General features: G+C 72.3%; 24 protein-coding genes. 13 read left to right on the top strand and 11 right to left on the bottom strand.

Annotation, left to right across the window (positions count from 1 at the left end; genetic code table 11):
- Positions 1–93 precede the first annotated feature (93 nt).
- From HUO13_RS17935 to HUO13_RS17925, 3 genes are all read right to left on the bottom strand, one after another.
- Positions 94–240, bottom strand: a complete 147-nt coding sequence (locus HUO13_RS17935; protein ID WP_211902450.1) for a hypothetical protein — start codon at positions 238–240, stop codon at positions 94–96.
- A gap of 69 nt (positions 241–309) precedes the next feature.
- Complete coding sequence (locus HUO13_RS17930) at positions 310–696, bottom strand: hypothetical protein (RefSeq protein ID WP_211902449.1); 387 nt, start codon at positions 694–696, stop codon at positions 310–312.
- A 208-nt stretch (positions 697–904) separates the two neighbouring features.
- Positions 905–1,099: a hypothetical protein gene (locus tag HUO13_RS17925; RefSeq protein WP_211902448.1), complete on the bottom strand. Its 195-nt coding sequence runs from the start codon at positions 1,097–1,099 to the stop codon at positions 905–907.
- 329 nt (positions 1,100–1,428) lie between these two features.
- Between HUO13_RS17925 and HUO13_RS17920 the strand changes: the two genes are divergently transcribed.
- Positions 1,429–2,391 (top strand): GlxA family transcriptional regulator, encoded by a 963-nt coding sequence (locus HUO13_RS17920; protein WP_211902447.1) that lies wholly within the window; start codon positions 1,429–1,431, stop codon positions 2,389–2,391.
- Between the two features lie 300 nt (positions 2,392–2,691).
- On the top strand, positions 2,692–4,674 hold the full coding sequence (locus HUO13_RS17915; protein WP_211902446.1) for an elongation factor G: 1,983 nt from the start codon (positions 2,692–2,694) through the stop codon (positions 4,672–4,674).
- Positions 4,675–4,686: 12 nt separating this feature from the next.
- Here the strand turns inward: HUO13_RS17915 and HUO13_RS17910 are convergent, their stop codons facing one another.
- The gene (locus HUO13_RS17910) at positions 4,687–5,970 is read right to left on the bottom strand and encodes an NAD(P)/FAD-dependent oxidoreductase (protein WP_211902445.1); all 1,284 of its coding nucleotides are present in this window, start codon (positions 5,968–5,970) and stop codon (positions 4,687–4,689) included.
- Between the two features lie 131 nt (positions 5,971–6,101).
- On the opposite strand from HUO13_RS17910, the gene HUO13_RS17905 reads away from it, so the two are divergent.
- The 3 genes from HUO13_RS17905 to HUO13_RS17895 are packed head-to-tail and all read left to right on the top strand — an operon-like array spanning position 6,102 to position 9,909.
- On the top strand, positions 6,102–7,457 hold the full coding sequence (locus HUO13_RS17905) for a TetR/AcrR family transcriptional regulator (RefSeq protein ID WP_211902444.1): 1,356 nt from the start codon (positions 6,102–6,104) through the stop codon (positions 7,455–7,457).
- Complete coding sequence (locus HUO13_RS17900) at positions 7,454–9,115, top strand: FAD-binding dehydrogenase (RefSeq protein ID WP_211902443.1); 1,662 nt, start codon at positions 7,454–7,456, stop codon at positions 9,113–9,115. Before HUO13_RS17905 ends, HUO13_RS17900 begins: the two co-directional genes overlap by 4 nt.
- Complete coding sequence (locus tag HUO13_RS17895) at positions 9,112–9,909, top strand: SDR family oxidoreductase (RefSeq protein ID WP_211902442.1); 798 nt, start codon at positions 9,112–9,114, stop codon at positions 9,907–9,909. The genes HUO13_RS17900 and HUO13_RS17895 overlap by 4 nt, the downstream gene beginning before the upstream one ends.
- A 54-nt stretch (positions 9,910–9,963) precedes the next feature.
- Here the strand turns inward: HUO13_RS17895 and HUO13_RS17890 are convergent, their stop codons facing one another.
- A complete protein-coding gene (locus HUO13_RS17890; protein ID WP_211902441.1) occupies positions 9,964–10,794 on the bottom strand; it encodes a class I SAM-dependent methyltransferase in 831 nt (276 codons plus the stop codon).
- Positions 10,795–10,849: 55 nt separating this feature from the next.
- On the opposite strand from HUO13_RS17890, the gene HUO13_RS17885 reads away from it, so the two are divergent.
- On the top strand, positions 10,850–11,458 hold the full coding sequence (locus tag HUO13_RS17885; protein ID WP_211902440.1) for a TetR/AcrR family transcriptional regulator: 609 nt from the start codon (positions 10,850–10,852) through the stop codon (positions 11,456–11,458).
- 67 nt (positions 11,459–11,525) lie between these two features.
- Here the strand turns inward: HUO13_RS17885 and HUO13_RS17880 are convergent, their stop codons facing one another.
- The 4 genes from HUO13_RS17880 to HUO13_RS17865 all read right to left on the bottom strand — a co-directional run bounded on the left by HUO13_RS17880 (position 11,526) and on the right by HUO13_RS17865 (position 14,092).
- Positions 11,526–11,879 carry a hypothetical protein gene (locus tag HUO13_RS17880; protein WP_211902439.1) on the bottom strand — a complete coding sequence of 118 codons (354 nt, stop codon included), beginning with the start codon at positions 11,877–11,879 and terminating at the stop codon, positions 11,526–11,528.
- 204 nt (positions 11,880–12,083) lie between these two features.
- Entirely contained in the window at positions 12,084–12,929 is an 846-nt protein-coding gene (locus HUO13_RS17875) for an EamA family transporter (RefSeq protein ID WP_211902438.1), read from the bottom strand.
- Positions 12,922–13,467 (bottom strand): MarR family winged helix-turn-helix transcriptional regulator, encoded by a 546-nt coding sequence (locus tag HUO13_RS17870; protein ID WP_211902437.1) that lies wholly within the window; start codon positions 13,465–13,467, stop codon positions 12,922–12,924. The genes HUO13_RS17875 and HUO13_RS17870 overlap by 8 nt, the downstream gene beginning before the upstream one ends.
- A gap of 88 nt (positions 13,468–13,555) precedes the next feature.
- Complete coding sequence (locus HUO13_RS17865; RefSeq protein ID WP_211902436.1) at positions 13,556–14,092, bottom strand: DinB family protein; 537 nt, start codon at positions 14,090–14,092, stop codon at positions 13,556–13,558.
- A gap of 258 nt (positions 14,093–14,350) precedes the next feature.
- Between HUO13_RS17865 and HUO13_RS17860 the strand changes: the two genes are divergently transcribed.
- The gene (locus tag HUO13_RS17860; protein ID WP_211902435.1) at positions 14,351–15,436 is read left to right on the top strand and encodes an AI-2E family transporter; all 1,086 of its coding nucleotides are present in this window, start codon (positions 14,351–14,353) and stop codon (positions 15,434–15,436) included.
- A gap of 7 nt (positions 15,437–15,443) precedes the next feature.
- Here the strand turns inward: HUO13_RS17860 and HUO13_RS17855 are convergent, their stop codons facing one another.
- Positions 15,444–16,082, bottom strand: coding sequence for a GAP family protein (locus HUO13_RS17855; protein ID WP_249124987.1), 639 nt, complete (start codon positions 16,080–16,082; stop codon positions 15,444–15,446).
- Between the two features lie 189 nt (positions 16,083–16,271).
- On the opposite strand from HUO13_RS17855, the gene HUO13_RS17850 reads away from it, so the two are divergent.
- Complete coding sequence (locus HUO13_RS17850; RefSeq protein ID WP_211902433.1) at positions 16,272–16,898, top strand: DedA family protein; 627 nt, start codon at positions 16,272–16,274, stop codon at positions 16,896–16,898.
- A gap of 161 nt (positions 16,899–17,059) precedes the next feature.
- On the opposite strand, the gene HUO13_RS17845 is transcribed toward HUO13_RS17850, so the two are convergent.
- Positions 17,060–18,079 carry a teichoic acid biosynthesis protein C gene (locus HUO13_RS17845; RefSeq protein ID WP_211902432.1) on the bottom strand — a complete coding sequence of 340 codons (1,020 nt, stop codon included), beginning with the start codon at positions 18,077–18,079 and terminating at the stop codon, positions 17,060–17,062.
- A 252-nt stretch (positions 18,080–18,331) separates the two neighbouring features.
- Between HUO13_RS17845 and HUO13_RS17840 the strand changes: the two genes are divergently transcribed.
- From HUO13_RS17840 to HUO13_RS17820, 5 genes are all read left to right on the top strand, one after another.
- Positions 18,332–19,693, top strand: coding sequence for a CoA transferase (locus HUO13_RS17840; protein WP_211902431.1), 1,362 nt, complete (start codon positions 18,332–18,334; stop codon positions 19,691–19,693).
- A 286-nt stretch (positions 19,694–19,979) separates the two neighbouring features.
- Positions 19,980–20,990: a 3-phosphoglycerate dehydrogenase gene (locus HUO13_RS17835; protein WP_211902430.1), complete on the top strand. Its 1,011-nt coding sequence runs from the start codon at positions 19,980–19,982 to the stop codon at positions 20,988–20,990.
- Positions 20,987–22,033 carry a DUF1015 family protein gene (locus HUO13_RS17830; protein WP_211902429.1) on the top strand — a complete coding sequence of 349 codons (1,047 nt, stop codon included), beginning with the start codon at positions 20,987–20,989 and terminating at the stop codon, positions 22,031–22,033. The genes HUO13_RS17835 and HUO13_RS17830 overlap by 4 nt, the downstream gene beginning before the upstream one ends.
- A gap of 135 nt (positions 22,034–22,168) precedes the next feature.
- The gene (locus tag HUO13_RS17825; protein WP_211902428.1) at positions 22,169–22,756 is read left to right on the top strand and encodes a TetR/AcrR family transcriptional regulator; all 588 of its coding nucleotides are present in this window, start codon (positions 22,169–22,171) and stop codon (positions 22,754–22,756) included.
- A gap of 1 nt (position 22,757) precedes the next feature.
- Entirely contained in the window at positions 22,758–23,195 is a 438-nt protein-coding gene (locus tag HUO13_RS17820) for a tautomerase family protein (protein WP_211902427.1), read from the top strand.
- Positions 23,196–23,353: the final 158 nt, after the last annotated feature.

Raw genomic sequence — 23,353 nt, 5'->3', positions numbered from 1 at the left:
GTCAGGGCACCAGGACCAGGCGGATCGCGTCACCGTCCCTGCTCTGCAGGCGTTCGACCGCCTCGGCGGCGCCGGCGAGCGGGGTGTGCGCGCTCACCGGTCACCTCCCGGACCGCCGACGTCGAGACCGCGTCTGGCGATCGCAGCCTGCTCGAACAGCAGCTCGTCCGGAATCTGGACCAGGGTGTCCTCGCGTGCGATCGCGTACCGCGCCCAGCCGCGGTCATCGCGCCTGGCCACCGGAACCCAGCACCGCCGTCGCGCCATGACCAGGCCCAGCGGCCGCTCCCGTGCGCCCTGTCCCCCGCCTCATCCCAGGTCGTCCTCGCGGCGGGTGCTGTCCTGGATGTGCTGTGCTTCGGCCCAGTAGCTGTCGGCGTCGGAGGCCGCGGCGTTCAGGACCTGGTGCAGGTGCCGCAGGTGCTCCACGGCCCGGTCCAGCGCCTCCTGCGGGTGGTCGCGCAGGGCGTCGCGGTAGAGCCGGTCGCGGTCGGTGCCGTCGAACAGGTCCACCAGGCTGCGGGTGAAGTAGTCGAGGCTGCTCAGCACGCCCAGCAGCGCGGAGCCGTAGGCGGGCCAGTCCGGCCGCCGCAGCGATGCCGTGCTCAGCCCGCTCGCGGCCTGGTCGAGTGCCTCGCGGGCCTGGTAGACGCTCTCCAGCGGGTGCTTCGGCGGCGTGCTGGCGTTCTCGGACATCCCGCGACCTCCCGCTCCGGCCCTGCCGGTGGTCAGCCGGTGGCGGCCGGGCCCTTCGGCCGGGCCGGGACCGCCGCACCGAGCACGACTCCTCGGCGAGCCACGTCTGCTTGCCGACATCCTCACAGCCCAGGCGCGACTCCGCCCGGTCGCGACGGCGACAGCCCGCCGGGCGCGGCACCCGGCGGGCTGAGGCACGCGGCGGTGGTCACGCCGAAGGCGGCAGCACGCCTCCGCGCAGTTCCCAGCGCCTGCTGATGACGTTGCGGACCCAGTGCAGCTCGGCTTCCTGCTCCCACGGCCGCAGCGACGCGTGGTACTGGTCCCACAACCGGTTCTGGGTGGCGATGAAGCGGCGGAAGGCGCCCCGCCTGCGCAGCGGGGTCGGCGTGAGTGTGCTCATGGCGGTCACCCCTCGGAGGTGCTGGTGGCTTGTGTTCTGTTTCATAAGCGGCGTCCGCCGCTTGCGGTGGGGACTCAGGTCGCACCGCCGCGGGTTCTCAGAAGCCTTCTGGCGAGGACAGCGCCGATGTGGCGTGGACAATTCACGAGGCCGGCGACCCCGGAGTGAGAAGGCTTCTGAGGTTCCGCCACCCGCCCCGCTACGCAAACCACTTCTGAAAATTTCCTCGGCCGACTGGCTCATGGCACTCAGTGTGCGAGGCACCAAATCCCGCCAACAGTGGCGCTCACGCCGTTGTGCCGCAAAATCCTGCCAGCTACCGTGGGGACATGCTGCGATCCGTCTCGGCGGTCGTGATGCAGGGAGTCGCCCCCTTCGAGCTGGGCGTGATCTGCGAGGTCTTCGGCGTCGACCGCACCGGAGACGGTGTGCCGCCGTTCGACTTCCGCATCTGCGGCGAGCACGCCGGAGAGCCCGTGCGCACCACGACCGGCATGAGCCTCGTGCCCGACCACGGGTTCGACGGCCTGCGGGGCGCCGACGTGGTGGCCGTGCCCGCGGGCACGCTGCGTGACACCTACCCGCCCCACCTGCTCGACGCGCTGCGCGACGCCGCGGCCGACGGCGCCACGCTGCTCTCGGTCTGCACGGGCGCGTTCGTGCTCGGCGCGGCGGGACTGCTCGACGGCCGCCGCTGCACGACGCACTGGTACCAGGCCGACGCGTTCCGTCGCCGGTTCCCGGCGGCCCTGCTCGACCCGGACGTGCTCTACGTCGACGACGGCAACATCGTGACCAGCGCGGGCACCGCGGCGGGCATCGACGCGTGCCTGCACCTGGTGCGCCGCGAGCTCGGCTCCCGGATCACCGGCCGGATCGCGCGCCGCATGGTGGTGCCGCCCCAGCGCGACGGCGGGCAGCGCCAGTTCATCGACCTGCCCACCCCGGAGCACCCCGGCGACAGCCTGCAACCGCTGCTGGACTGGATGGGCGACCGGCTCGCCGACGACCACACCGTGGCCGACCTCGCGCGGCAGGCGCGTATGTCCGAGCGGACCTTCGCCCGGCGCTTCGTCGCCGAAACCGGCACGACGCCGAGCCGCTGGCTGGCGACCCAGCGCGTGCTCTACGCCCGGCGGCTGCTCGAGGACACCCAGAACGGCATCGAGCAGATCGCCCGCGACTGCGGCTTCGGCACCGCCGCGCTGCTGCGCCACCACTTCCGCCGCGTCGTCGGCGTCACCCCGACCGACTACCGGCGCACGTTCTCCCAGAAGCGCGCCGCCGCCTGATCCTCCACTGAGGACCGGACTTTCCGGTAGTCCATCGGGGAAACCGGCTTGCCCGCTCGTTCCCCGGCGACAGGTCCTGACCGAGCCCACCGGCATCTCGGACGCCCCGGCGGCGTAGCCGGTGCTGGACCAGCGCATGCTCTCCGACCCGTTCCACCGGGAGTGGAAAACCTGTTGCCGTGCAACGGGGGCCGCAGCAGTATCGACCGCAGTTGTCGTCTCCGGAGGAGAAGAGCATGCGAGCAGCGTTCATGTCCATCCAAGAGGAACTCACCTCCCACCAGAAGGACATGACGCCGCATGCGCACCCTGAACCTCGGAATCCTCGCCCATGTCGACGCCGGTAAGACCAGCCTGACCGAGCGGCTGCTGCACGCCGCCGGAGTCATCGACGAGGTCGGCAGCGTCGACGCCGGCAGCACGCGGACCGACTCCACCGCGCTGGAACGCCGGCGCGGCATCACCATCAAATCCGCCGTGGTGTCCTTCGTCGTCGACGACGTCGCGGTCAATCTGATCGACACCCCGGGCCACCCCGACTTCATCGCGGAAGTCGAACGCGCGCTCGGCGTGCTCGACGGAGCCGTGCTGGTGATCTCGGCGGTGGAGGGCGTGCAGGCGCAGACGCGCCTGCTGATGCGCACGCTGCGGCGGCTGCGGATTCCCACGCTCGTGTTCGTGAACAAGATCGACCGCGCGGGGGCCCGGCACGAAGAACTGCTGCGCGACATCACCGGGAAGGTGGCGCGAGGGAGCATTCCGATGGGAACGCCCGTCGGCCTGGGCCGTCCCACCGCACGGTACGTGCCCTTCAGCGCCTCGGACCGCGACTTCGCGGCCGCCCTGCTGGAACTGCTCGCCGAGCACGACGACGCGTTGCTGGCCGCCTACGTCGACGGCGTGCCGGAGGTTTCCCACTCCAGGCTGCGGCGCGAGCTCGCGGCGCAGACCTCGCGGGCGCTGGCGCACCCGGTCTTCTTCGGCTCGGCGATCACGGGTGCGGGTGTCGAGGCCCTCATGTCGGGGATGGCGGAGTTGCTGCCCGCGTCCCGTGGGGACGAGGACGGTCCGGTGAGCGGCACCGTGTTCAAGGTCGAGCGCGAAGCGGGCGGAAGCAAGGTCGCCCACGTGCGCATGTTCTCCGGGACGGTGCGCGTGCGGGAGGCCGTGCGAGTCCGCGGCCAGGAGCACAAAGTGACCGCGATCCACGTGTTCGACCGCGGGTCCGCCGTGCGACGGCAGTCGGTGGCCGCGGGCCGGATCGCACGGCTTTCGGGTCTCGGCGATGTTCGGATCGGGGACGCGATCGGCGTACCGCGCCCGACCGCCGGACAGCACCACTTCTCGCCGCCGACGCTGGAGTCCGTCGTCCTTGCGCGCCATCCCGCGGACAGACCCGCCCTGCACACCGCGCTCGGCGTGCTCGCCGAACAGGACCCGCTGATCGGTCTGCGCCATGACGGCCCGCGCGGGGAGCTTTCGGTCTCGCTCTACGGAGAAGTGCAGAAACAGGTCATCCAGGCGACGCTGGCCGACGAGCACGGCATCGAGGTGACGTTCCGCGAAACCACCACGATCTGCGTCGAACGGCCCGCGGGTAGCGGGTCGGCGGTCGAGGTGATCGGCGAGGACCCCAACCCGTTCCTGGCGACCGTCGGACTGCGGGTCGATCCCGGGGAGGTGGGCACCGGCGTCGAGTTCCGACTGGCGGTCGAGCTGGGCTCGCTGCCTGCGGCCTTCGTCAGGGCCGTGGAGGAGACGGTGCGGGAGACGCTTTCGCAAGGGCTGTGCGGGTGGCAGGTGACCGACTGCGTGGTCACCATGACCCGCAGCGGCTACTGGGCGCGGCAAAGCCACTCGGGCGGGGTGTTCGACAAGAGCATGTCGAGCACCGCGGGCGACTTCCGCAACCTGGCCCCGCTGGTGCTGATGGACGCGCTGCGCCAGGCGACCACGACCGTCCATGAGCCCGTGCACCGCTTCCGCGTCGAAATCCCCTCCGACACGTGCGGGATCGTCCTCTCGACGATGCAACGGCTGCGCGCGGTGCCGCGCACGTCCGCGGTGCGGGACGAGGTCTGCGTGGTCGAAGGCGACGTACCCGCCGCGTGGGTGCACGAGCTGGAGCAACGCCTGCCCGGACTCACCCGGGGCGAAGCCGTGCTCGAATCCGCCTTCGACCGCTACGAACCCGTTCGCGGACCCGTGCCCACTCGGCCCCGAAGCGACCACAACCCCCTGGACCGCAAGGAATATCTGCTCCGCGTGGCGAGGCGGGTCTGACACCCGCGGGTCTCAACCGTGCACAGTGGACGCAGCTGTGCGGCGGGCGAAGCGGTCGGCGCGGAAGGGTTCCAGCACCGCGGGGCGGGTGCCCTCCAGCAGGAAGGTGGTGAGCGCTTCGGCGGCCGGGGCCGCCAGCGTCATGCCGAGCATCGCGTACGCCGTGGCGACGAACACGTTGCGGTAGCCGGGAAACCGGTCGACGATCGGCAGCCCGTCCGGTGCGATCGGCCGCATGCCCATCCAGATCTCGCGCTCGGCACGCCAGTCGACACCGCGCAGCATCGGCCGCGCACCGCGGACCACGGCGTCCACGCGGCGCTGGTCGATGCGGGCCGACTGGCCGCTGAACTCCATGCCGCCCGCGATCCGCAGCCGTGCGCCCATCGGGGCGCACGCGACGTGCGCGTCGAGCAGCAGCGTCGACCGGTCCGGCAGGACGTCGGTGGGCACGTCGAAGCTGTAGCCCTTGCCCGCGACCACCGGCATTCGCCTGCCGAGGCGGCCGGTAAGGGTGGCCGCCGCCGCGCCGGTGGCGATGACGACCGAGCCCGCCTCGCGCTCACCGGCCGTCGTGGACAACCGCCCGGCCTCGTCGCCGGTCGTCGAGAGCCCGGTGACGGTGACGCCCTCCTCGATCACGACACCTCGCGCGCGCAGGTGTTCGGCGAGACCGGCGACGAGAGACGCCGGATCGACCTGCACGTGCGCGTGGATCTCGACCCCGGCCCGGACGAGCTCGGACAGCGCGGGTTCCCGCTCCCGCAGGGCGGGTCCGTTCAACGCGGTCTCCGGAAGCCCCGAGGTGAGCAGGCGCAGCGGCCGCAGCGCGTGCAGGAAGTTCTGCACCGCGCGCGGATCGCGGGCGACGGCGAGCAGGCTGGTGCGGCGGTGGGTGAAGTCGACGCCGTCATCGGCCAGCTGGTCCAGCAGCGGGAACGTGCGCCGACCGAGCTCGCCGAGAGCGCGGGCACCGGCGGCGTAGCGGCGGGGCGTGCAGTGGCGGGCGAACTTCAGCAGCCACGGGCCGAGCGCGGGGACGGCACGCGGCGACACGTGCAGCGCCGAGTCCGCGTTGCGCAGCTTGCGCAGGCCGTCCAGGGCGAGTCCGGCCTCCGGCAGCGGGCCCGTCTGCGCGGGGTTCACCCAGCCGGCGTTGCCGTGCGAAGCACCGGCACCGGCGTGCACGGATTCGCAGACGGTGACCCGCACACCCCTGCGGTTCAGCTGGTGGGCGACGCAGAGCCCGGCGATGCCGGCTCCCACGACGAGGACGTGCTCGCGTGTTCGGGACATCGTCGAACCTCCTCCGCCGCGGGCGGATCCGCCGACGCGGACCTCGGTCATCGTCCCCGCGCCGGTGCCCGGACTTCCAGGGCTGTCACTCGACTGCCGTAATGAACCAGTGTGCACTAAGGTAGGAAGTGATGACCCGGACCCGGCTCAACCCCTCCGACCGCCGCGACCAACTCCTGCGCACCGGCGCCCGGCTCTTCGCGGAGCGGCCCTACGACGACGTCCAGATCGAGGAGATCGCGTCGCACGCCGGCGTCTCACGCGGGCTGATGTACCGCTACTTCGCCACCAAGCGGGAACTGTTCCGCGCCGTCGTCGGCCGGGCGACCGAGCGCATCGCGGTGCGGACCGCACCCGAGGCGAGCGGGATCGGGCCTGGCACCACCACGCCGGAGCAACGGCTCGCTGCGCAGGTCGAGGTGTTCCTCGAGCTGTTCGACACCGACGCCGACCTGATGCGGGTGCTGCACGCGGGCACCGCATCGGCCGACGAGGAGGTTCGGCGGATCATCACCCAGGGCGCACGACGGCACGAAGACCACGTCCTCGAGCAGTTGGGAGCGACGCCTACCGGAGTGCTGCGGGCAGCGGTGCGGAGCTGGATCGTCATGGCCCGCACCAGCGCCCTGGACCGGCTCGACAACCCCGGCATCTCGCGCGGCGAGCTCCGGGAGATCTGCTTGCGCGGCCTGCTCGCTCTCACGGGGACGCATGCCGGTCGGGCGTCGGCCGCCGACAACACCTCCGCCCAGGCCCCACCCCCGGGCCTTGCGGATACGTCGATGTATCGAATACCTTCCGGCGGCGAGGTGAGCGACATGGCGACGGCGACGACCACCACCCCGCCCGGCGATGCCGGGCCCGCGGCCGGGGAGTCCGCGCCGGTGACCACGCGCCGCGCCCGCACGCGGCAGCGCCTGCTCGACGCCGCGCTGGATGCCTTCGCCGAGGAGGGCTTCGGCCGCACGACCATCGAGCAGGTCTGCGACCGGGCGGGCTACTCGCGCGGCGCCTTCTACTCCAACTTCTCCTCGCTGGACGAGCTGTTCCTCGCGATGTGGGAGCAGCGCTCCGACCGCATGCTCGCCGACCTGCGCGCCGCCTTCGCCGACACCTCCGCCGAGAGCCCGGAGGAAGCGCTGCGCACCGCACTGGCCGCGATCCCGGTCGACGACGCCTGGTACCGCGTGACGGCCGAGTTCACCGCGCACGCGCTGCGCAACCCCCCGCTGCGCCGGGTCATGGCCGCGCGGGAGAAGTCCATCCAGGACACCGTCCTGCCGATCGTCGCGGGCGCGCTGCGGCGGTCCGGACGCCGCGTCACCGACGAGGTCGCGCTGGGATACGCGCTGGTTGCCGTGCACGACGGCACCACCGTGCAGGTCCTGGTGGAGCCCGACGACCGCGAGGTGCGCGTGCGGCGCGAGGAGCTGTTCCGCCGCGTGCTCGACGCCTACAGCGAGCCGACCACGGAGGAGACCCGATGACCGACCAAGCCGACGTGATCGTGGTGGGGGCGGGCCTGGCCGGCCTGGTCGCGACCTACGAGCTGACCCGCTCCGGGCGCCGGGTCCTGGTGCTGGACCAGGAGAACGAGGCCAACCTCGGCGGTCAGGCCTTCTGGTCGCTGGGCGGCCTGTTCCTGGTCGACAGCCCCGAGCAGCGGCGCATGGGCATCCGGGACTCCTACGACCTGGCGCTCGCCGACTGGCTCGGCTCGGCGGGCTTCGACCGGGAACGCGAGGACCACTGGCCGAGGCAGTGGGCCGAGGCGTACGTGGGATTCGCCGCCGGGGAGAAGCGCCGGTACCTGCACGACCTCGGGCTGCGGGTCACGCCGATGGTCGGCTGGGCCGAACGCGGCGGTGGCAGCGCGACCGGGCACGGCAACTCGGTGCCCCGCTTCCACATCACCTGGGGCACCGGTCCGGAGGTCGTGCGGGTGTTCCGGGAGCCGGTGCTCGCCGCGGCCGCGCGCGGACTGGTGGAGTTCCGCCACCGCCACCGCGTCGACGAGCTCGTGGTCGAGAACGGCGCGGCGGTCGGCGTGCGCGGCACGGTGCTCACGCCCTCGTCGCTGCCGCGCGGTGCGGCGTCGTCGCGGGAGGCAGCCGGGGAGTTCGAGCTGCGCGCCCAGGCGGTGGTCGTGACCTCCGGGGGCATCGGTGGCAACTCCGGGCTGGTGCGCGAAAACTGGCCGGTCGACCGGCTGGGTCCGGCGCCGAAGTCGATGATCACCGGCGTCCCCGCGCACGTCGACGGGCGGATGCTGGGGATCAGCCGGGACGCGGGAGCCTCGGTGGTCAACTCCGACCGCATGTGGCACTACACCGAGGGGATCAAGAACTGGGACCCGGTCTGGCCCGACCACGCGATCCGGATCATCCCGGGTCCGTCGTCTTTGTGGCTGGACGCGACCGGGCACCGGTTGCCCGCGCCGCTGTTCCCCGGCCACGACACGCTCGCCACGATGCGCCACATCCTCGGCACCGGCCACGAACACACCTGGTTCGTCCTGACCCGCGCCATCGTGGAGAAGGAGTTCGCGCTGTCGGGCTCCGAGCAGAACCCCGACCTCACCGGCAAGGACCTCAAGCTCGTGCTGTCCCGCGTGAAGAAGGGCGCCCCCGGACCCGTGCAGGCGTTCCTCGACCACGGTGAGGACTTCGTGGTGCGCTCGACGCTGCGCGAGCTGGTCGACGGCATGAACGCGATCGCCCCCGATCCGGGACTCGAACTCGAGCAGGTCAGGCGCGAGGTGGTGGCGCGCGACCGCGGGGTCGGCAACCCCTACTCCAAGGACCTGCAGCTCATGACGGTCAAGAACGCGCGATCGTACTGGCCGGACAAGCTCACCCGGGTCGCCAGGCCGCACCGCCTGCTCGACCCCGCGCAGGGCCCGCTGATCGCGGTGCGGCTGCACCTGCTCACCCGCAAGACCCTCGGCGGCCTGGAGACGAACCTCGACTCGCAGGTCGTCCGCCCGGACGGGTCGGTCTTCGACGGGCTGTACGCGGCGGGCGAGGTCGCCGGCTTCGGCGGCGGCGGTGTGCACGGCTACAACGCGCTGGAGGGCACCTTCCTCGGCGGGTGCATCTTCTCGGGGCGGGCGGCCGGGCGCGCGCTGGCGAAGGACCTGGCGTGAGCCGCAGGGCGCTCGTCACGGGCGCGTCGTCGGGGATCGGTGCGGCGGTGGCCGCGGCGCTGGTCGAGCGCGGCTACCAAGTGATCGGTACCAGCCGCGATCCGGCGGCGCTCGAGGATCCGGTGCCGGGGGTGAACTACCTCCCGCTCGACCTCACCGACGACGCCTCCATCGAGGCCTGCGCCGCGGCGGCGGGCGAGGTCGACGTGCTGGTCAACAACGCGGGTGAGAGCCAGAGCGGGCCGTTCGAGGAACTGCCCGCGGCGGCGGTCCAGCGGGTGTTCCAGCTCAACGTGTTCGGTGCCGTGCGGCTGACGCAGCTGCTGCTGCCGGGAATGCGCGCTCGCGGGCGGGGACGCGTGGTCGTGGTCGGCTCGATGCTGGCGAGCTTCCCGCTGGCGTTCAGGTCGTCGTACGTGGCGTCGAAGGCGGCCATCAAGGGATTCGCGAGTGCCGCGCGGCGCGAGCTGTCGCCGTACGGGATCGCGGTCACCACGGTCGAGCCCGGGGCGGTCCACACCGGAATCAGCCAGCGGCGGACGCAGTACATCGTGGACGGTTCGCCGTTCACCGACGAGTACCGCGCGATGGCGACCGCGCTGGACGCCAACGAGCGCAACGGGATTCCTGCTTCGAAGGTGGCGGCGACCGTCGTGCGCGCGGTGGAGTCCGCGCGCCCGAAACCGCACTACGCGGTGGGCAGCAACGCGCCGGTCGTCTTCGCCTTGCGCCGCCTGCTGCCCCGGACCTTCGTCGAACGCGTGGTGTCCCGGCGCCACGGTCTGAGGCCGTGATGCCGCCTGGGGCCGCCGTGGTTCGGGCCGGGAGCAACGGACGGCTGGATCCGTTCAGGCGCAGCGGTTCCGCTCCGCGGTGACCGCCACCGTGGCGCAGACCATCGTGAAGCCGCCGCCCATCACGTCGATGGCGGCCCCGACCTCCTCCAGCACCTGCGCCACCAGGTCCGGCGGGAGCCGGGTGAGGCTGCCGAAGCTGGGGATCAGGTCCAGCCACTCGTCCCGGGTGCGGGACCACTCCCAGTCGAACCGCCACTGCTCGGGTCCGCTGAACGCGCCCGCTTCCCTGATCCCTTCGGCGGCCTTGGTGAACAGCGCCTGGTAGCCGTCCACCGCCTTCTTCGGACTTGTGGTGCGGTGCCACGGCGCGTCGGGCATGAGCCTCCGGCAGGCCGCTTCCAACGCGTCCGCCACCTCCGGCGGGCTCTCGAACGCGTGCCAGAACGCCGCCAGTCGTCCTCCGGGCCGCAACACCGCCGCCGCCTTGGCCGCGCCCGCGACCGGATCGACCCAGTGCCAGGCCTGTCCGGCGACGACCGCGTCGAACTCCCGCCCGGCGGGGTCCCATGCCTCGAACGTCGCCACCTCGACCTCTACCCCGGTGCCGCGCGCGAAGTCAGCCATCCGCGCGTCGGGTTCGACACCGAGCACCTCGCAGCCTGCGGCCTGGAACTGCCGGGCCTGGATGCCGGTGCCGCAGCCGACGTCGAGAACACGGGGCCCCGGGGCCGCGTCGACGACGGCTGCCACCAGATCTTCGGGATAGCGGGGCCGGGTCCGGTCGTAGCGTTCGGGATCGGTGCCGAACGACTCCGCCACGTCTCGATGCCGATGAGGCTCGTCCTCGGAAGAGCCGGTCCGGTCCGGCGGTAAAGTGGGCATGCGCCCACTCTAGTGGGCAAGCGCCCACTCGTCGACTACGGGAAGGAGCCTGACCGTGCCAACAGGGGTGCACATCCGCGACGTCCGCGAGCAGCTCTTCGATGCCGCTGAGCGCATCCTGCTCCGCGACGGGCCGCACGCGCTCACCAGCCGCGCGGTCACCGCGGAGGCGGGCTGCGCCAAGGGCGTGCTGCACCGGCACTTCGCCGACTTCGACGGCTTCCTCGCCGAGCTCGTCCTCGACCGGATCGGGCGGATCGAGGACCAGGGCGTGAACCTGCGCGAAGCCGCCGGGACCGGCACGGTCGCCGGCAACCTCACCGACGCGCTGACGGCCGTGTTCGAGTCGGTCGCCGTCGCGATCGTCGGTCTGGTCACCTTCCGGGACGACCTGCGAGCCCGGCTGCGGCAGGCGAGGCCGGGCGGCGGCGTCCCGGTCCTCGGGGAGGCCACGACCGCGATCGCGTCCTACCTCACCGCCGAGCGCGACCGCGGTCGCATCGCGGCGGGCGCCGACGTCGACACGCTCGCCCCCACGCTGATCGGCGCCGCGCACCTGTTGTTCGCCGACCGGGAAAGCGGGCCTCCGGAGGCAGAAACCGTCCGCAAGGTCGTGACCACGGTCCTCGCCGGCGCGAAGCAGGAACCGCCACGGGACACCTGACACACCGGGAGAGCCATCCCGCTCGTCGTCCACTTCGGACGGACGGGTGACGCCGCGTTCTGAGCGCTCAGATCACCTTCGAGAGCCCGGCGCAGGAGAGTTCGAGGGTCTCCAGACCCGAATCCGCGTCGCCGTCCGCGTCGCCGTTCCACTGCACGGGCACGACATCCTCCAGCGCCCAGCAGGCCAGCGGCGCCCGCTCCGGTCCGAGCATCGTGATCTCGCCGCCCTCGGTCCCGGGCTCGTCGCTCCCGCCGTCGTCCATCCAGGCCGACACCACCGCGGCGTGGCGGGTCCACGGACGGCTCAGGACGATGGCGCCGGACTCGTGACCGGACTCCAGTCCCCGACAGCCGGTGAACACACCGAGGTCGTGAGCGCCGATGACGACCTGGAAGAGCCCCTCGCTGCTGTCGGACACGGCTGCCTCCTCCTGGCGCACCGGGGCGTGGCGGTGCTGGCGACGCGGGGCGCCCTGGGAACGGAGTCTGCGGGGCGCGGTGGACCTCCTCAACCCGGAATGAGCGCTTTCACACCCGCGAGCGCTCTCCCCCGGCTCTTGAGCTCGATCATCGGCTGTCCGCTGCCGCCACAGTTCGAGCCCGAGCCCGATCCGGAAGCCTGTTCAGGGCAGCGAGATCAGTGCCACGGCCGACGCCGCGCACAGCAGCCCGGCGCGGCGGGCGCGGGTCAGCCTCTCACCGAGCACGACCAGCCCCAGCAGCACCGGGATGGCCGGGTACAGGGCCGTGAGCACGACCGCGACCGACAGCAGTTGCTCGCGGGCGGCCAACGTGAACAGCACGATGGCCAGGCTCCCCAACGCTCCCGCCGCGACGGCGCCGCAGGCGACGGCGGGTCGCAACCGCAGCCGCGCCGGACGGCGCAGCACCAGCGGCAGGATCACCAGCACCGACGCCGCGCGGCTGGCCACCACGGGCCACAAACCGGCGGCGGGGTCCACCTGCGCCAACGCGATGAACTGCAGGGCGAAGCCACCGCCCGCGACCAGCGCGTCCCGGACACCGGCAGCGGAGCGGCTCCTGCCAGCACCGCCATCGGAGCCGGAACGGGAGACGAGCCAGAGCGCGGGCGCGGCGGCGGCGATCCCGCACCACGTCAGCGCCTCGGGGCGGTCCCCCAGCAGCGCGACGCCGACCAGCACCGGCAGTACGACCGCGGCGACATCGCTCAACGGCGCCACGACGCTGAAGGCACCGGCGCTCATCGCCCGGTAGAGGAACACCACGCCCACGCCGGTGCCCACCCCGGAAAGCGAGCCCCACAGCAGCGGCGGCGGGCTCACCTCGGTCGCCGCGACCCACGGGGCGACACCGAGGACCAGCACCGTGCCGGCCGCCTGCGCGACCAACGCCACGGCCGCGCTGTCCGCCTGGCGCGCGAGCAGCCCGCCGAGGAAGTGCGTGCTGCCGAAGCAAAGCGCCGACAGCAGTGCGAGCACCTCACCCATCGCCGAACCCTTCCCGGGCGCGGTGCTCCCGGTCGGCCCGACCCACCGGGCAGACGGCGCCGCGGGCGACGCAGGAACCCCGGTCGCACAGCCGGCAGAGCCGCTCGGCGTCGCCGGAGCGGCGGTACAGGCCGGTGAGCAGCTTGGCGAGCAGCTGCTCCAACTGCTCGCGCTCCGCACGGTCGAGCGCGCCCACGACCTCGCCGAGCGCGCCGCCACGGGCACCGAGCAGGCCGTCGGCGGTCTCCCGCCCGGCGTCGGTGAGCCGCACCGCCACCGCCTTGCCCCAGGTGGCCTCGCGGCGCACCAGGCCCTGCTTCTCCAGTGCGTCGACCATGCGCGCGGCAGCCGACTGGCTCAGCCCGACGCGGCGACCCAGCTCGGTCACGCTCAGCCCCGCCGCGTCGGCCAGGACCACCAGCGCGGCGGCGCCGCTAGCACTGGTGCCGGCCGCGGCCGTCGCGCCGGCCAGGAGCCGGTCGCTGACCGCCAGCGCCGCGGCCCCGAGCAGGTTCCCCAGCCGTCCGGTGTCATGCATGACTCATGCATAACATCACTGACCTGCTATTACAAGACGTGAACGGCGATGGATGGGAGACCGGCGCAGCGGCCGCCGATGCCCCGCGTCAGGACGACAAGGCACGCCCCGCTCGGTACAGGTCCCTCAGCAGCGCCACCTCGGCGCCGTGGTGCACGGTCTCCCTCGTGATGTGCAGGACCAGCGTGATGTAGGGGTGGTCCGCCCACGGCCCTTCCGCTTCGCCGACCGGCGAGGCGAGCGCGGCATCGTCGAGCCCGAGCACCCCTTCGCGCCACGCGCGGTAGTTCGTCTCGAGCATGGCCAGGGCGGTGGCGGCATCACCGGGCCACCGGGCGGAGGCGAGGGTCAGCGAACCGTCGCCGAAGTGGGCGCTGGCGCGGATGCCGAAGACCTGGACGGCGATGTGGGCCAGCCGCCAGGCGATGGTGGTGACCGGCGGCGGCTCGGGCACCGGCCACGCCCAGTCGATCATGAACGTGCCGTCGTCCTGCACGCGCACGCTCCAGCAGCCCTCGACCGGCTCCCAGAAGTACTCGTCGTCGGTAAGCCCCTCGAGCCGGGGCCACAGCTGGTGCTCCCAGTAGAAGTCGAGCTGGCCGAGCAGCTCGTCGCGCCAGTTCATCACGCCTCCTCGACGGTGCGGGACGCCTCCGGCCGCCGCGAGCGCACCGCCGCGGACCCAGGACACCGCGCGCCCGGCGCCCGCGATGCTCCCACGCCGGAGGAACGCCATGCCTCTTCCCGGTGGCACGAGCGGGTGATTTCACCGCCATGGCGAGTGCCGCCGCTGAGCGCAACCGAATGTGGGCACCCGGCGCGGACGCCGGTGCTCCAGCGCGCACGCCGGGCGCGTTGCCGCGCCAGCTCTTACGTTGACCAGGTGGCGAATGGTTCCGCCGGCCCGGTGCAGCCGGGCGACAACCGGCTCCCCAGAGCGCTGACCGTGCTGCTCGGGATGGCGGCGGTCGTCGTGGTCGTGGCCGGGATGCGGTCGGCGTCGTGGCTGATCGCGCCGACCTTCCTGGCGCTGACCATCGTCATCGCCACGAACCCGGTGCCGGTGTGGCTGGTCCGCAAGGGCGTGCCGCGCTGGCTGGCCACTGTCGTGCTGGTCGTGCTGGTGTACGCGGTGCTGATCACCTTCGCCGTCGTGGTGCTGCTGTCGATCGCCCGCCTGGCCACGATCCTGCCCCAGTACACCTCGCGCGCCGAAGCGCTCCTGGCCGGCCTGACGCACGAGCTGGCGCGGTTCGGCATCGGCCCCGAACAGGTGAAGAACGCGGCGGGGAAGGTCGACTTCGGCAAGCTCACCGGACTCGTCGGCTCGCTGCTGTCCGGTGTGGCCAGTGTGGGCACCAACCTGGTGTTCCTGCTGGCGCTGCTGCTGTTCATCAGCGTCGAGACCGGTGCCGTGGGGACCCGGATGGCCATGGTCGCCGACGGCCACCCCGAGGTGGCCCAGGCGCTGCGCGACTTCACCCTCGGTACGCGCAGCTACCTGGTGGTCTCCACGGTGTTCGGCGGGATCGTCGCGGTGCTGGACGTGATCGCGCTGCTGCTCCTCGGGGTGCCGCTGCCGATCCTGTGGGGACTGCTGGCGTTCGTGACGAACTACATCCCCAACATCGGCTTCATCCTCGGCGTGGTGCCTCCGGCCCTGCTCGCGCTCCTGCAGGGCGGATGGGAGCTGGCGGTCACCGTCGTGGTGGTCTACTGCGTGCTGAACTTCGTGATCCAGAGCATCATCCAGCCGCGCTTCGTCGGTGACGCGGTCGGACTGTCGGTGACCGTGACGCTGCTGTCGCTGGTGTTCTGGACGTGGGTCATCGGCGCGCTCGGGGCGATCCTGGCCATCCCGCTGACCCTGCTGGCCAAGGCCGTGCTTGTCGACTGCGACCCCAACGCCCGCTGGGCCGGCGCGTTCCTGGTGTCCGACCGGGTCAGCCGCACCCGCATCGAGAGCTAGCCGGGCGCTACCCGCCGGAGAGCACGAGTGCGATGAAGATGCCGCAGACGACGATGTTGATGAGCCAGCTGTTGCTGTTCATCCACTCCCGGACCTTCGGCATGGCGGTGACCGCCCGCCGGTGGAACAGCAGGTAGGCGATGAGCGGCAGCGCGGCGATCAGCACGGTGAGCGCGATGAACGGCACGGCCGCGACCAGTCCCAGGTCGCGGTGCTCCAGGTTCGTGCCGACCGTCAGCATGATGATCACGTCCGACGGCATGGTCAGGATCAGCACGAGGCCGGTCTTGAACGCGGTCGCCGGTGAGGCGGTCAGCAGGGTGCTGAGCCACTTCGGCGGCTTGGACGTGCTCCGCTGCACGTAGTTCTTGACCGCGAGCAGGATCAGCAGACCGACGAGGACGATCTGCACCACCTTGCCGACGACGCTCGCGGTGTGGGACTCCCCGTCGATGTGCACGGCGTTGCCGAGCAGCGCGGCGAGCCCGCGCGTCACCGCGATGCCCGCGGTCGCGGCCACCGCCACGCCCAGCAGGAACGCCAGCGAGGCGCGCACCGCCCGCTGCGAGGTGACCAGCACGATCGCCGACATGATCTGCGGGCCGGCCATCATCGTGATGGCCAGGGGCAGGATCTGCAGAGTCACGGCTTCCCCCCACGCCGCCGCGGTCAGTTCGCCGCACGGGTACCCCGCTCGGTGGACCGCCATGCTCGGCGGGCGTTCCACTGGCGTCGCCCGCGCGCGGCGCGCATTGTGGTCGCACGCGGCACGGCCGCGTGGCGTGCGGACCGCCCCGCCCGTCGGTGAGGAACCGCCACCGGGTGCGAGGTGCCGATGGTGCGAACGTCAGTTCCCGCGGTGTTCGCCTCGTGGCCCGACGCGCCCGCGCCACCCGGCGAGCGCTTCGGGCTCTGGGCGTACTTCCTGCTGTTCGTGCTCGTCCTGCTCTCGTCGGCGGGTGTGCCGTTCATCGGCACGGTGTCGGTGGGAGGTGCGGCCGTGCTCGCCGCCCACGGCCACCTCGACCTCATCCCGGTGCTGGTCGTGTCGGTGCTCGGCGGCGAGGCGGGCGGGATCGTCGGCTACCAGATCGGGGTGCGGTGGGGCCGCCGCCTCCTGCTCCGCCCCGGCCGAGGGCTGGAAAAACGACAGAAGGTGCTGGTTCAGGGCGAACGCCTCTACGCGAAGTGGGGCAGGCTGGCGGTGTTCTTCACCACCGCGATGATCTCCGGTGCCGCGAAGATGAAGTTCTCGCAGTTCGTCGTGTGGAACCTCATCACGACGACCGCGTTCGTCCTCGCGGTGGGTCCGGCGTCCTACGGCGCGGGGCGCATCGTGAAGGGGGACCGCGACTCGACCAGCATCGGGCTGCTGGTCTTCGGGGTCGCGGTCGCGGTGGTGATCGTGTGGTACGCCGTGACGCGCCGACGCCGACGGGCCGCGCCGGCGCCGGAAAGCTGATGGCGATACGTGAGAGAGAAGATCCCGGAGCCCGGCATACATGAGAAAGAGATCCCGCAGCGAGAGCACGCCTGAGGTTCCGCCACCCACACCTCTCCCACCAAGGCGAGTTCAAAAAACAGCCTCTGAGCGCCACGCGAGGTGAGTCCAAAGACAGGCACTCAGACCAGCACGTTCTTGTAGAACAGGTTGCAGCGCCGGTCGCCGGCCGCACCCGATGCGAAGCCGAGGAACAGGCGGGTCTCGCCCGCCTCGGTCCGGTACACCGCCATCCCCTCTGGTTCGCGGTAGGTCAGGCTCTCCCCCGCTCTGGTGATGACCGGACCTTCGGCGATCTCACCGGTGTTGATGTCGACGCTGGTCACGCGGGAGTTCAGCGTCGGGCTGGAGTCGTAGGACTCGCCGTCGAGCAGGTACAGGTACCGGCCGTGGGCGGTGTAGCCCTGGAAGACCGGGGCCGGGGAACCCAGCGCGGGCTGCGCGAAGTCCGCCAGTCTGGTGCCGAAGTCACCGGCCGAAGCCCGGGCCAGCTCGTACACCGCGAACCGCTTCGCGCCGCCGCGGTGGTAGCGGACGACGAGCCTGCCGTGGACGGGATCCACCGCGCAGGTGTGCTCGGTGGCGTCGGCGACCGGCGTGAACTTCGCCAGCGCCGTCGAGGAGTTCGGCAGCGTCGCGCCGTCGCGGAACTCGAAGCGCGCGAGCCGGCGTCCGTAGCCGTTGGCGTTGGCGTCGACCTCGGTCCACAGGTAGGAGGCCGAGCCGACGGGCTCCGCGGCGATGGAGACGCCGTGGCCGAACCCGGTCAGGTACATGTACCCGAGCTGGTTGCCCGCGAAGTCCAGCCGCGTCACGCACAGGTCGCCCGCGGCCGAGCCGGTGCCGTTCCTGCGCTGCACCACGAAAAGACGGCGATTGACGTTGTCGAAGGTGAAGGACTGCTGCACCGTGTCGTCGCGCAACGGCTTGTGCCGGAACAGGTCGTGCGACGGTGCCTTGAGGTCGAACCGCTTCGACGCCGGTACGTCCGCCGCTCCGGCGATCGGACCCGTCGCTCCGGCGATCGGACCCGCCACCGCGGCGCCCGGGCCCGCCGCCGCGCCGAGTCCGGCGGCAGCGGCGAGTCCGGCACCTGCTCGCAGCAGGCCGCGCCGGTTGAGTCGCATGGAAGGCTCTGCCACTTCGTGTCTCCTCGTTCTCGTTGCATGCCGCCCGCCTCCGGACGGCGACCGTGCGGAACCACCGATGCTGGTGGAGATTGCTAGGTGCGCCACGCGCGATCAATGAACCGAACGGCCGCTTTCACACGCAGCAGGTCGTCCGGATGGAACCCGCGGGCAGCACTCCACTCGCGACACTCGCCGTCTCCGCCGGCGGATGCCTCGCATGTGACGCATCTGGTGCCGGGGCCGTTCCCCGGGCAGCATCGGCACGTGGACGCTCTCCTCGCGGATGTGCTCGCCGATCTCGGAGTCGTCGGCGGCAGGGCGGTGGACCTGACCGGTGAGCCGCGCCCGCACGTGCTCGGATCGCCGCTGGACGTCGCAGGCTGCGCGGTCGCGTCGGTGGCCGCGTGCCTGACCGCAGCCGCCGAACTGGCGCATGTGCGGACCGGCCGCAGGCCCGAGGTCGCAGTCGACACCGGTCACGTGGCGGCCGCGGTGCTCAGCGAAGCCCTGCTCCGCGACCCGAACGGGCGGGCGCTGGCCGGGTTCGCGCCGCTCTCCCGGCTGTGGCCCGCGGCCGACGGCTGGGTCCGCACGCACGCCAACTACCCCTGGCACCGGGCTGCCCTGCTGGACGTCTTCGGACTGCCCGGCCGCGGCGACACCGAGACGGCGCTAGCCGAAGCCATCGCGGAACTCCCCGCCCTGGAAGTCGAGCGCCGGGTCTACGACGCGGGCGGACTCGCGGTTGCCGCGCGGACGGCGACCGAGTGGCGCCGCGGCGACGGGGGCCGCGCGGTGGCGGACGTACCGCTGGTGGCCTTCGACCAGCCGGGAGCACGCGTCCCGCTGCGCGCGGCACCGGGCGCGTTGCCTGCGTCCGGGCTGCGGGTACTGGATCTGACCAGGGTGATCGCCGGGCCTGTCGGCACCCGCATGCTGGCGGCCCTCGGGGCCGACGTGCTGCGGGTCGACCCGCCGCACCGCCCGGAACTGCCGCTGCACGCCGTCGACGGCGTGATCGGCAAGGCCAGCGCAGCGCTGGAGGCCACCGGGGACAGCGGGCAGCGCATGCTGCACGCGCTGGTCGACCAGGCCGACGTCCTGGTCACCGGTTACCGGCCCGGCGCGCTCCGGGCGCTCGGCCTGGAGCCGGAGCAGGTGGCCGAACGGCATCCGGGCACCGTCGTCGTCACCCTCTCGGCATGGGGGACGAGCGGTCCGTGGGCCACCCGCCGCGGCTTCGACAGCCTGGTGCAGATCGCCTCCGGCATCGGCTGGGCGACCAGCGCGGACGGCGCCCGCCCTGGCGCGCTGCCCTGCCAGCTCCTCGACCACGCCACCGGCTACCTCGTCGCCGCCGGCGCGCTGGCCGCGCTCGCCGAACGAGCACGCACCGGAAGGATCCGGCACGTCCGCCTCTCCCTGGCGCGCACCGCGCGATGGCTCCTCGACCAAGGCGTCCACGACGACACCGGCGGCGGGCAGCGCTGGGAACCCGACCGCTACCGGGTCCCGCTCGGCGGCGGGTGGACCGGGATCGCTCCGCCCGGCCGGCTCGACGGCGCCGCGCTCACGTGGCCGCACCTGCCGCCGCGCTATGCCGAAGCCGTCCTCGCCTGGCCCTGACCAGCTCTGCCGACAGGTTCGACAGCACACCCACCCGCCTCCGCACGACTATCGGGTGAATTCCGCGCGGCGGTCCGCATGCCGGGCACGCGACGCTACTCATGGCTGGCACCGGGCCCTGACCGACTCGCCGCCGCATCCGGCGGCCCGCGGGTGTTGACGGCGCTCCGAGACGGCGGTCACTATTGCGCTATACGCAGCAGGGTGCGCAATAAGCAACACCAGTGCTGGCTCGCCCGTCGACGAGCCGGGTCCCACGCCCGGCGGTGCAGTTAGGGAGTGGCAGATGAGGGTTCTGCTCGCCGACGCGTTCCCCGCCGAGCACGTGGCCGCGCTCACCGAGCACGGCCACGACTGCGACTACCAGCCGGACACGACCACCGAGCAGCTCCCCGAGCGGCTCACCGGCCGCGAAGTGCTCGTCGTGCGCAGCACCGCGGTCCCCGCGTCGGTGATCGAGGCGGCGGACTCCCTGCGCCTGGTCATCCGCGCGGGTTCGGGGACCAACACCATCGACTGCGAGTCGGCGGCCGAGCGCGGCATCCACGTCTGCAACGTGCCCGGCCGCAACGCGATCGCGGTAGCCGAGCTCGCGTTCGCGCTGATGCTCGCGCTCGACCGCAGCGTGTGCGACAACGTCGACGACCTGCGGGCCGGCCGCTGGGACAAGAAGCGCTACTCCCGCGCCCGGGGAATCCACGGCCGCCGGGTCGGGATCGTCGGGCTCGGCCAGATCGGGCTGGCCTTCGCCGAGCGTGCCGCGGCGTTCGGCACCACGGTGCACGCGGTGGCCAAACCCGGCCGCAGCCCGGAGACCGCCGAACGCGCCAGTGCGATCGGCATCCGCTTCGTCGACGACCTGACCACGCTCGCGCGGACCTGCGACGTGCTCTCCCTGCACGTGCCCGCGACCTCCGGCACCCGCAACCTGGTCGACGCCGAACTGCTCGCGCACGTGCAGCCGGGCACGATCATCCTCAACACCTCGCGCGGCGAGCTGCTCGACGAGGACGCGCTCATCGCGGCCATGGAGGAGAAGGACGTGCGGGCGGGCATCGACGTCTTCACCGACGAGCCCGCGACCGGGACGGGGCACATCGAGTCGCGACTGGCCCGGCATCCCAACGTCTACGGCACCCACCACATCGGGGCCTCCACCGAGCAGGCCCAGCACGCCGTGGCCGCCGAGGCGGTGCGGATGGTCGACGCGTTCGAATCCGGTTCGGTGCTGAACTGCGTGAACCTCGACGGGGTGCGCCTGGCGCAGTCCACGACGCGCAGCGGCGAACCCTCGTGAGCGCCTACCCCGTCCGGCAGGCCGCCCCGCCGGAGCACCGCGGCATCACCCTCCGCCCGCCTCGCACACTGCTGACCGGACCGCACGGCGCGAACGGGCCGGCCCTGCGGCTGCCCGATCCGGCGATCGTGGTGTACCGGCTCGAATCCGGGCAGCACCGGCAGACCGGCGTCGTGGTCGAGGTGTCGGTGGACGACTACCGCAACGGCCGGATCCGCCGCCACGAGGACACCCGGCCGGAGCACGTCCGCCAGATCGCCGAGCTGACCGAGAGCACCGGGACCGAGCAGACCCCGGTGATGCTCGTCCACAGAGGACGTGGCGTGCTGAGCGCCCGGCTCGCCGCGATCACCGCCCGCGAACCCGACGTGCGGGTGGCCAGGGGCGGGGTCGCGCACTCGGTCTGGATCCACGAGAGCGCCGAGCTCGCGCGCGAGCTCACCGACGAGGCCGGTCGCATCGACGCGCTCTACATCGCCGACGGCCACCACCGGATGGCGGCGGCCGAACTCCACGCCGACCGCGGGCGCCACCTCGGCCAGGACCACGCCTTCACCCTGGCCGCGCTGTTCCCCGGCGACGAGACTCGCATCCTCGGATACCACCGGTGCTTCGCGCTCGCGGAGCGCGCGTCGGCGCGGGACGTGCTCGACCGGCTGGCCGCCCATCCGGGCACCGCGCGGATCGAGGAAACCGCCGCGGCCGTCACTGCTCCCGGAGCTGTGGCGGTGGGGCTGGGCGACCGCTGGTACCGGCTGGCGCTGCGGCCCCGGAACCGCCGCTCGCTCGACGCCTTCACCGTCGACGAGGAGCTGGTGCCCGCGCTGAGCGGTCTCACCGACCACTCCGCGACGATGACCGGCAGCCACCACGCCATGGAGTCCTGCTGGTGCGCGGGCAGGAACGCGGTCCGGCTCGTCCCGCACCCGCCGACCATCGAGCAGCTCATGGAGACCTCGGACGCCGGCGTGCCCATGCCGCCGAAGTCGACCTGCTTCGACCCCAAGCCCATGCCGGGGCTGTTCGTCCGCGAGCTGGCCTAGGCGTCCGGCGAGGCGCGTTGCCGCCGCGGCGTTCGCCGACCTGAGCTTCCCGCCGATGGCCGGCAGGGTCCCGCTCACCTGCGCGGTTGATCCCCGCCGGAGGCTTCTGTACCTACTAGTATGTACGATAGAGCCGTGGACACGCGGGAACGACTCATCCAGAGCACCTGCGAGCTGCTGCGGGAGCGCGGCTACGTGGGAACCAGCCCGAAGGCGATCCAGCAGCGAGCGCGCGCGGGCCAGGGCAGCATGTACCACCACTTCACCGGCAAACCCGACCTGGCGCTCGCCGCGATCACCCGCAGCGCCGAGGACATGCGCGACAGGGCCGAGGCCGAGTTCACCGGTCCGGGCACCGCGGTCGAGCGGCTCACCGCCTACCTGCGCCGGGAGCGCGATGCCCTGAAGGGCTGCCCGGTCGGCCGCCTGACCCAGGACCCGGACGTGATGGCGGACCCGGTGCTGCGCCGACCCGTCGAGGAGACCTTCCGCCGGCTCACCGAACGGATGGCCGGACTGCTGGAGCAGGGCCGAGCCGAAGGGGAGCTCGGCGCCGAACTCGACCCCGCGAGCACGGCCACCGCGCTGGGGGCGGTGCTGCAGGGCGGCTACGTGCTGGCTCGCGCCGCCGACTCGGCCGAGGTGCACACCCGGGCCGTCGACGGCGCGCTCGGCCTGCTCGCCGGTCACCGAACGACGCCCTCCCGGAAGGAGGACCGCTGACATGCCGTTCGTCCGCATCGATGCGCTCAAAGCCGACGGCGACCGGCTCGAAGCGCTCGGCACAGCCGTGCGCGACGCCATGGTCGAGACGATCGGCATCCCACCCGACGACCGCTTCCAGGTGCTGGTCAGCCACGACGGCACCAGCAGCACGCTGCGCTACGACGACTACCTCGGCGTGCACCGCGACGACGGCATCGTCTACGTCGCGATCACGATGCGCTCGGGACGCACGCCCGCGCAGAAGCGGGCGCTGTACCGGCGGATCGCCGAGCTCGCCCACGAGTACGCGGGCGCCGAGCCGCGCAACGTCTTCATCACGGTCACCGAGAACGAGTCGATCGACTGGTCGCTGGGCCACGGGGTGGCGCAGTACGCCGATTCCCGCGACGCGGACGGCGAGGCGGTTTCCGGCCGGTCGCACAGATCGCCGGGCTAACACATCCGGAGCGGAAATCGAGCTCGGAGTAGTTCACCGCTGCACGGAATATGTCGGATCGTTATTCATCCTCGATGCGGCGGGGGGTGCCGTTGTTCCTCCGTTTTCAACGATATTCTCCGGACCGAGTGCCGCCCGCATTCCACGTCCGCAAAAGG

The organism is Saccharopolyspora erythraea (assembly GCF_018141105.1).
Lineage (GTDB): Bacteria > Actinomycetota > Actinomycetes > Mycobacteriales > Pseudonocardiaceae > Saccharopolyspora_D > Saccharopolyspora_D erythraea_A.
The sequence above is the reverse complement of the archived record's forward strand: the minus strand, read 5'-3'. Positions and strand labels throughout refer to the sequence as shown.

Excerpts from the sequence above, each read along its gene's own strand:
- HUO13_RS17930 (WP_211902449.1), bottom strand. The coding sequence starts at position 696 with ATGTCCGAGAACGCCAGCACGCCGCCGAAGCACCCGCTGGAGAGCGTC.
- HUO13_RS17925 (WP_211902448.1), bottom strand. The coding sequence starts at position 1,099 with ATGAGCACACTCACGCCGACCCCGCTGCGCAGGCGGGGCGCCTTCCGC.
- HUO13_RS17920 (WP_211902447.1), top strand. The coding sequence starts at position 1,429 with ATGCTGCGATCCGTCTCGGCGGTCGTGATGCAGGGAGTCGCCCCCTTC.
- HUO13_RS17915 (WP_211902446.1), top strand. The coding sequence starts at position 2,692 with ATGCGCACCCTGAACCTCGGAATCCTCGCCCATGTCGACGCCGGTAAG.
- HUO13_RS17910 (WP_211902445.1), bottom strand. The coding sequence starts at position 5,970 with ATGTCCCGAACACGCGAGCACGTCCTCGTCGTGGGAGCCGGCATCGCC.
- HUO13_RS17905 (WP_211902444.1), top strand. The coding sequence starts at position 6,102 with ATGACCCGGACCCGGCTCAACCCCTCCGACCGCCGCGACCAACTCCTG.
- HUO13_RS17900 (WP_211902443.1), top strand. The coding sequence starts at position 7,454 with ATGACCGACCAAGCCGACGTGATCGTGGTGGGGGCGGGCCTGGCCGGC.
- HUO13_RS17890 (WP_211902441.1), bottom strand. The coding sequence starts at position 10,794 with ATGCCCACTTTACCGCCGGACCGGACCGGCTCTTCCGAGGACGAGCCT.
- HUO13_RS17875 (WP_211902438.1), bottom strand. The coding sequence starts at position 12,929 with ATGGGTGAGGTGCTCGCACTGCTGTCGGCGCTTTGCTTCGGCAGCACG.
- HUO13_RS17870 (WP_211902437.1), bottom strand. The coding sequence starts at position 13,467 with ATGCATGACACCGGACGGCTGGGGAACCTGCTCGGGGCCGCGGCGCTG.
- HUO13_RS17865 (WP_211902436.1), bottom strand. The coding sequence starts at position 14,092 with ATGAACTGGCGCGACGAGCTGCTCGGCCAGCTCGACTTCTACTGGGAG.
- HUO13_RS17850 (WP_211902433.1), top strand. The coding sequence starts at position 16,272 with ATGGTGCGAACGTCAGTTCCCGCGGTGTTCGCCTCGTGGCCCGACGCG.
- HUO13_RS17835 (WP_211902430.1), top strand. The coding sequence starts at position 19,980 with ATGAGGGTTCTGCTCGCCGACGCGTTCCCCGCCGAGCACGTGGCCGCG.
- HUO13_RS17820 (WP_211902427.1), top strand. The coding sequence starts at position 22,758 with ATGCCGTTCGTCCGCATCGATGCGCTCAAAGCCGACGGCGACCGGCTC.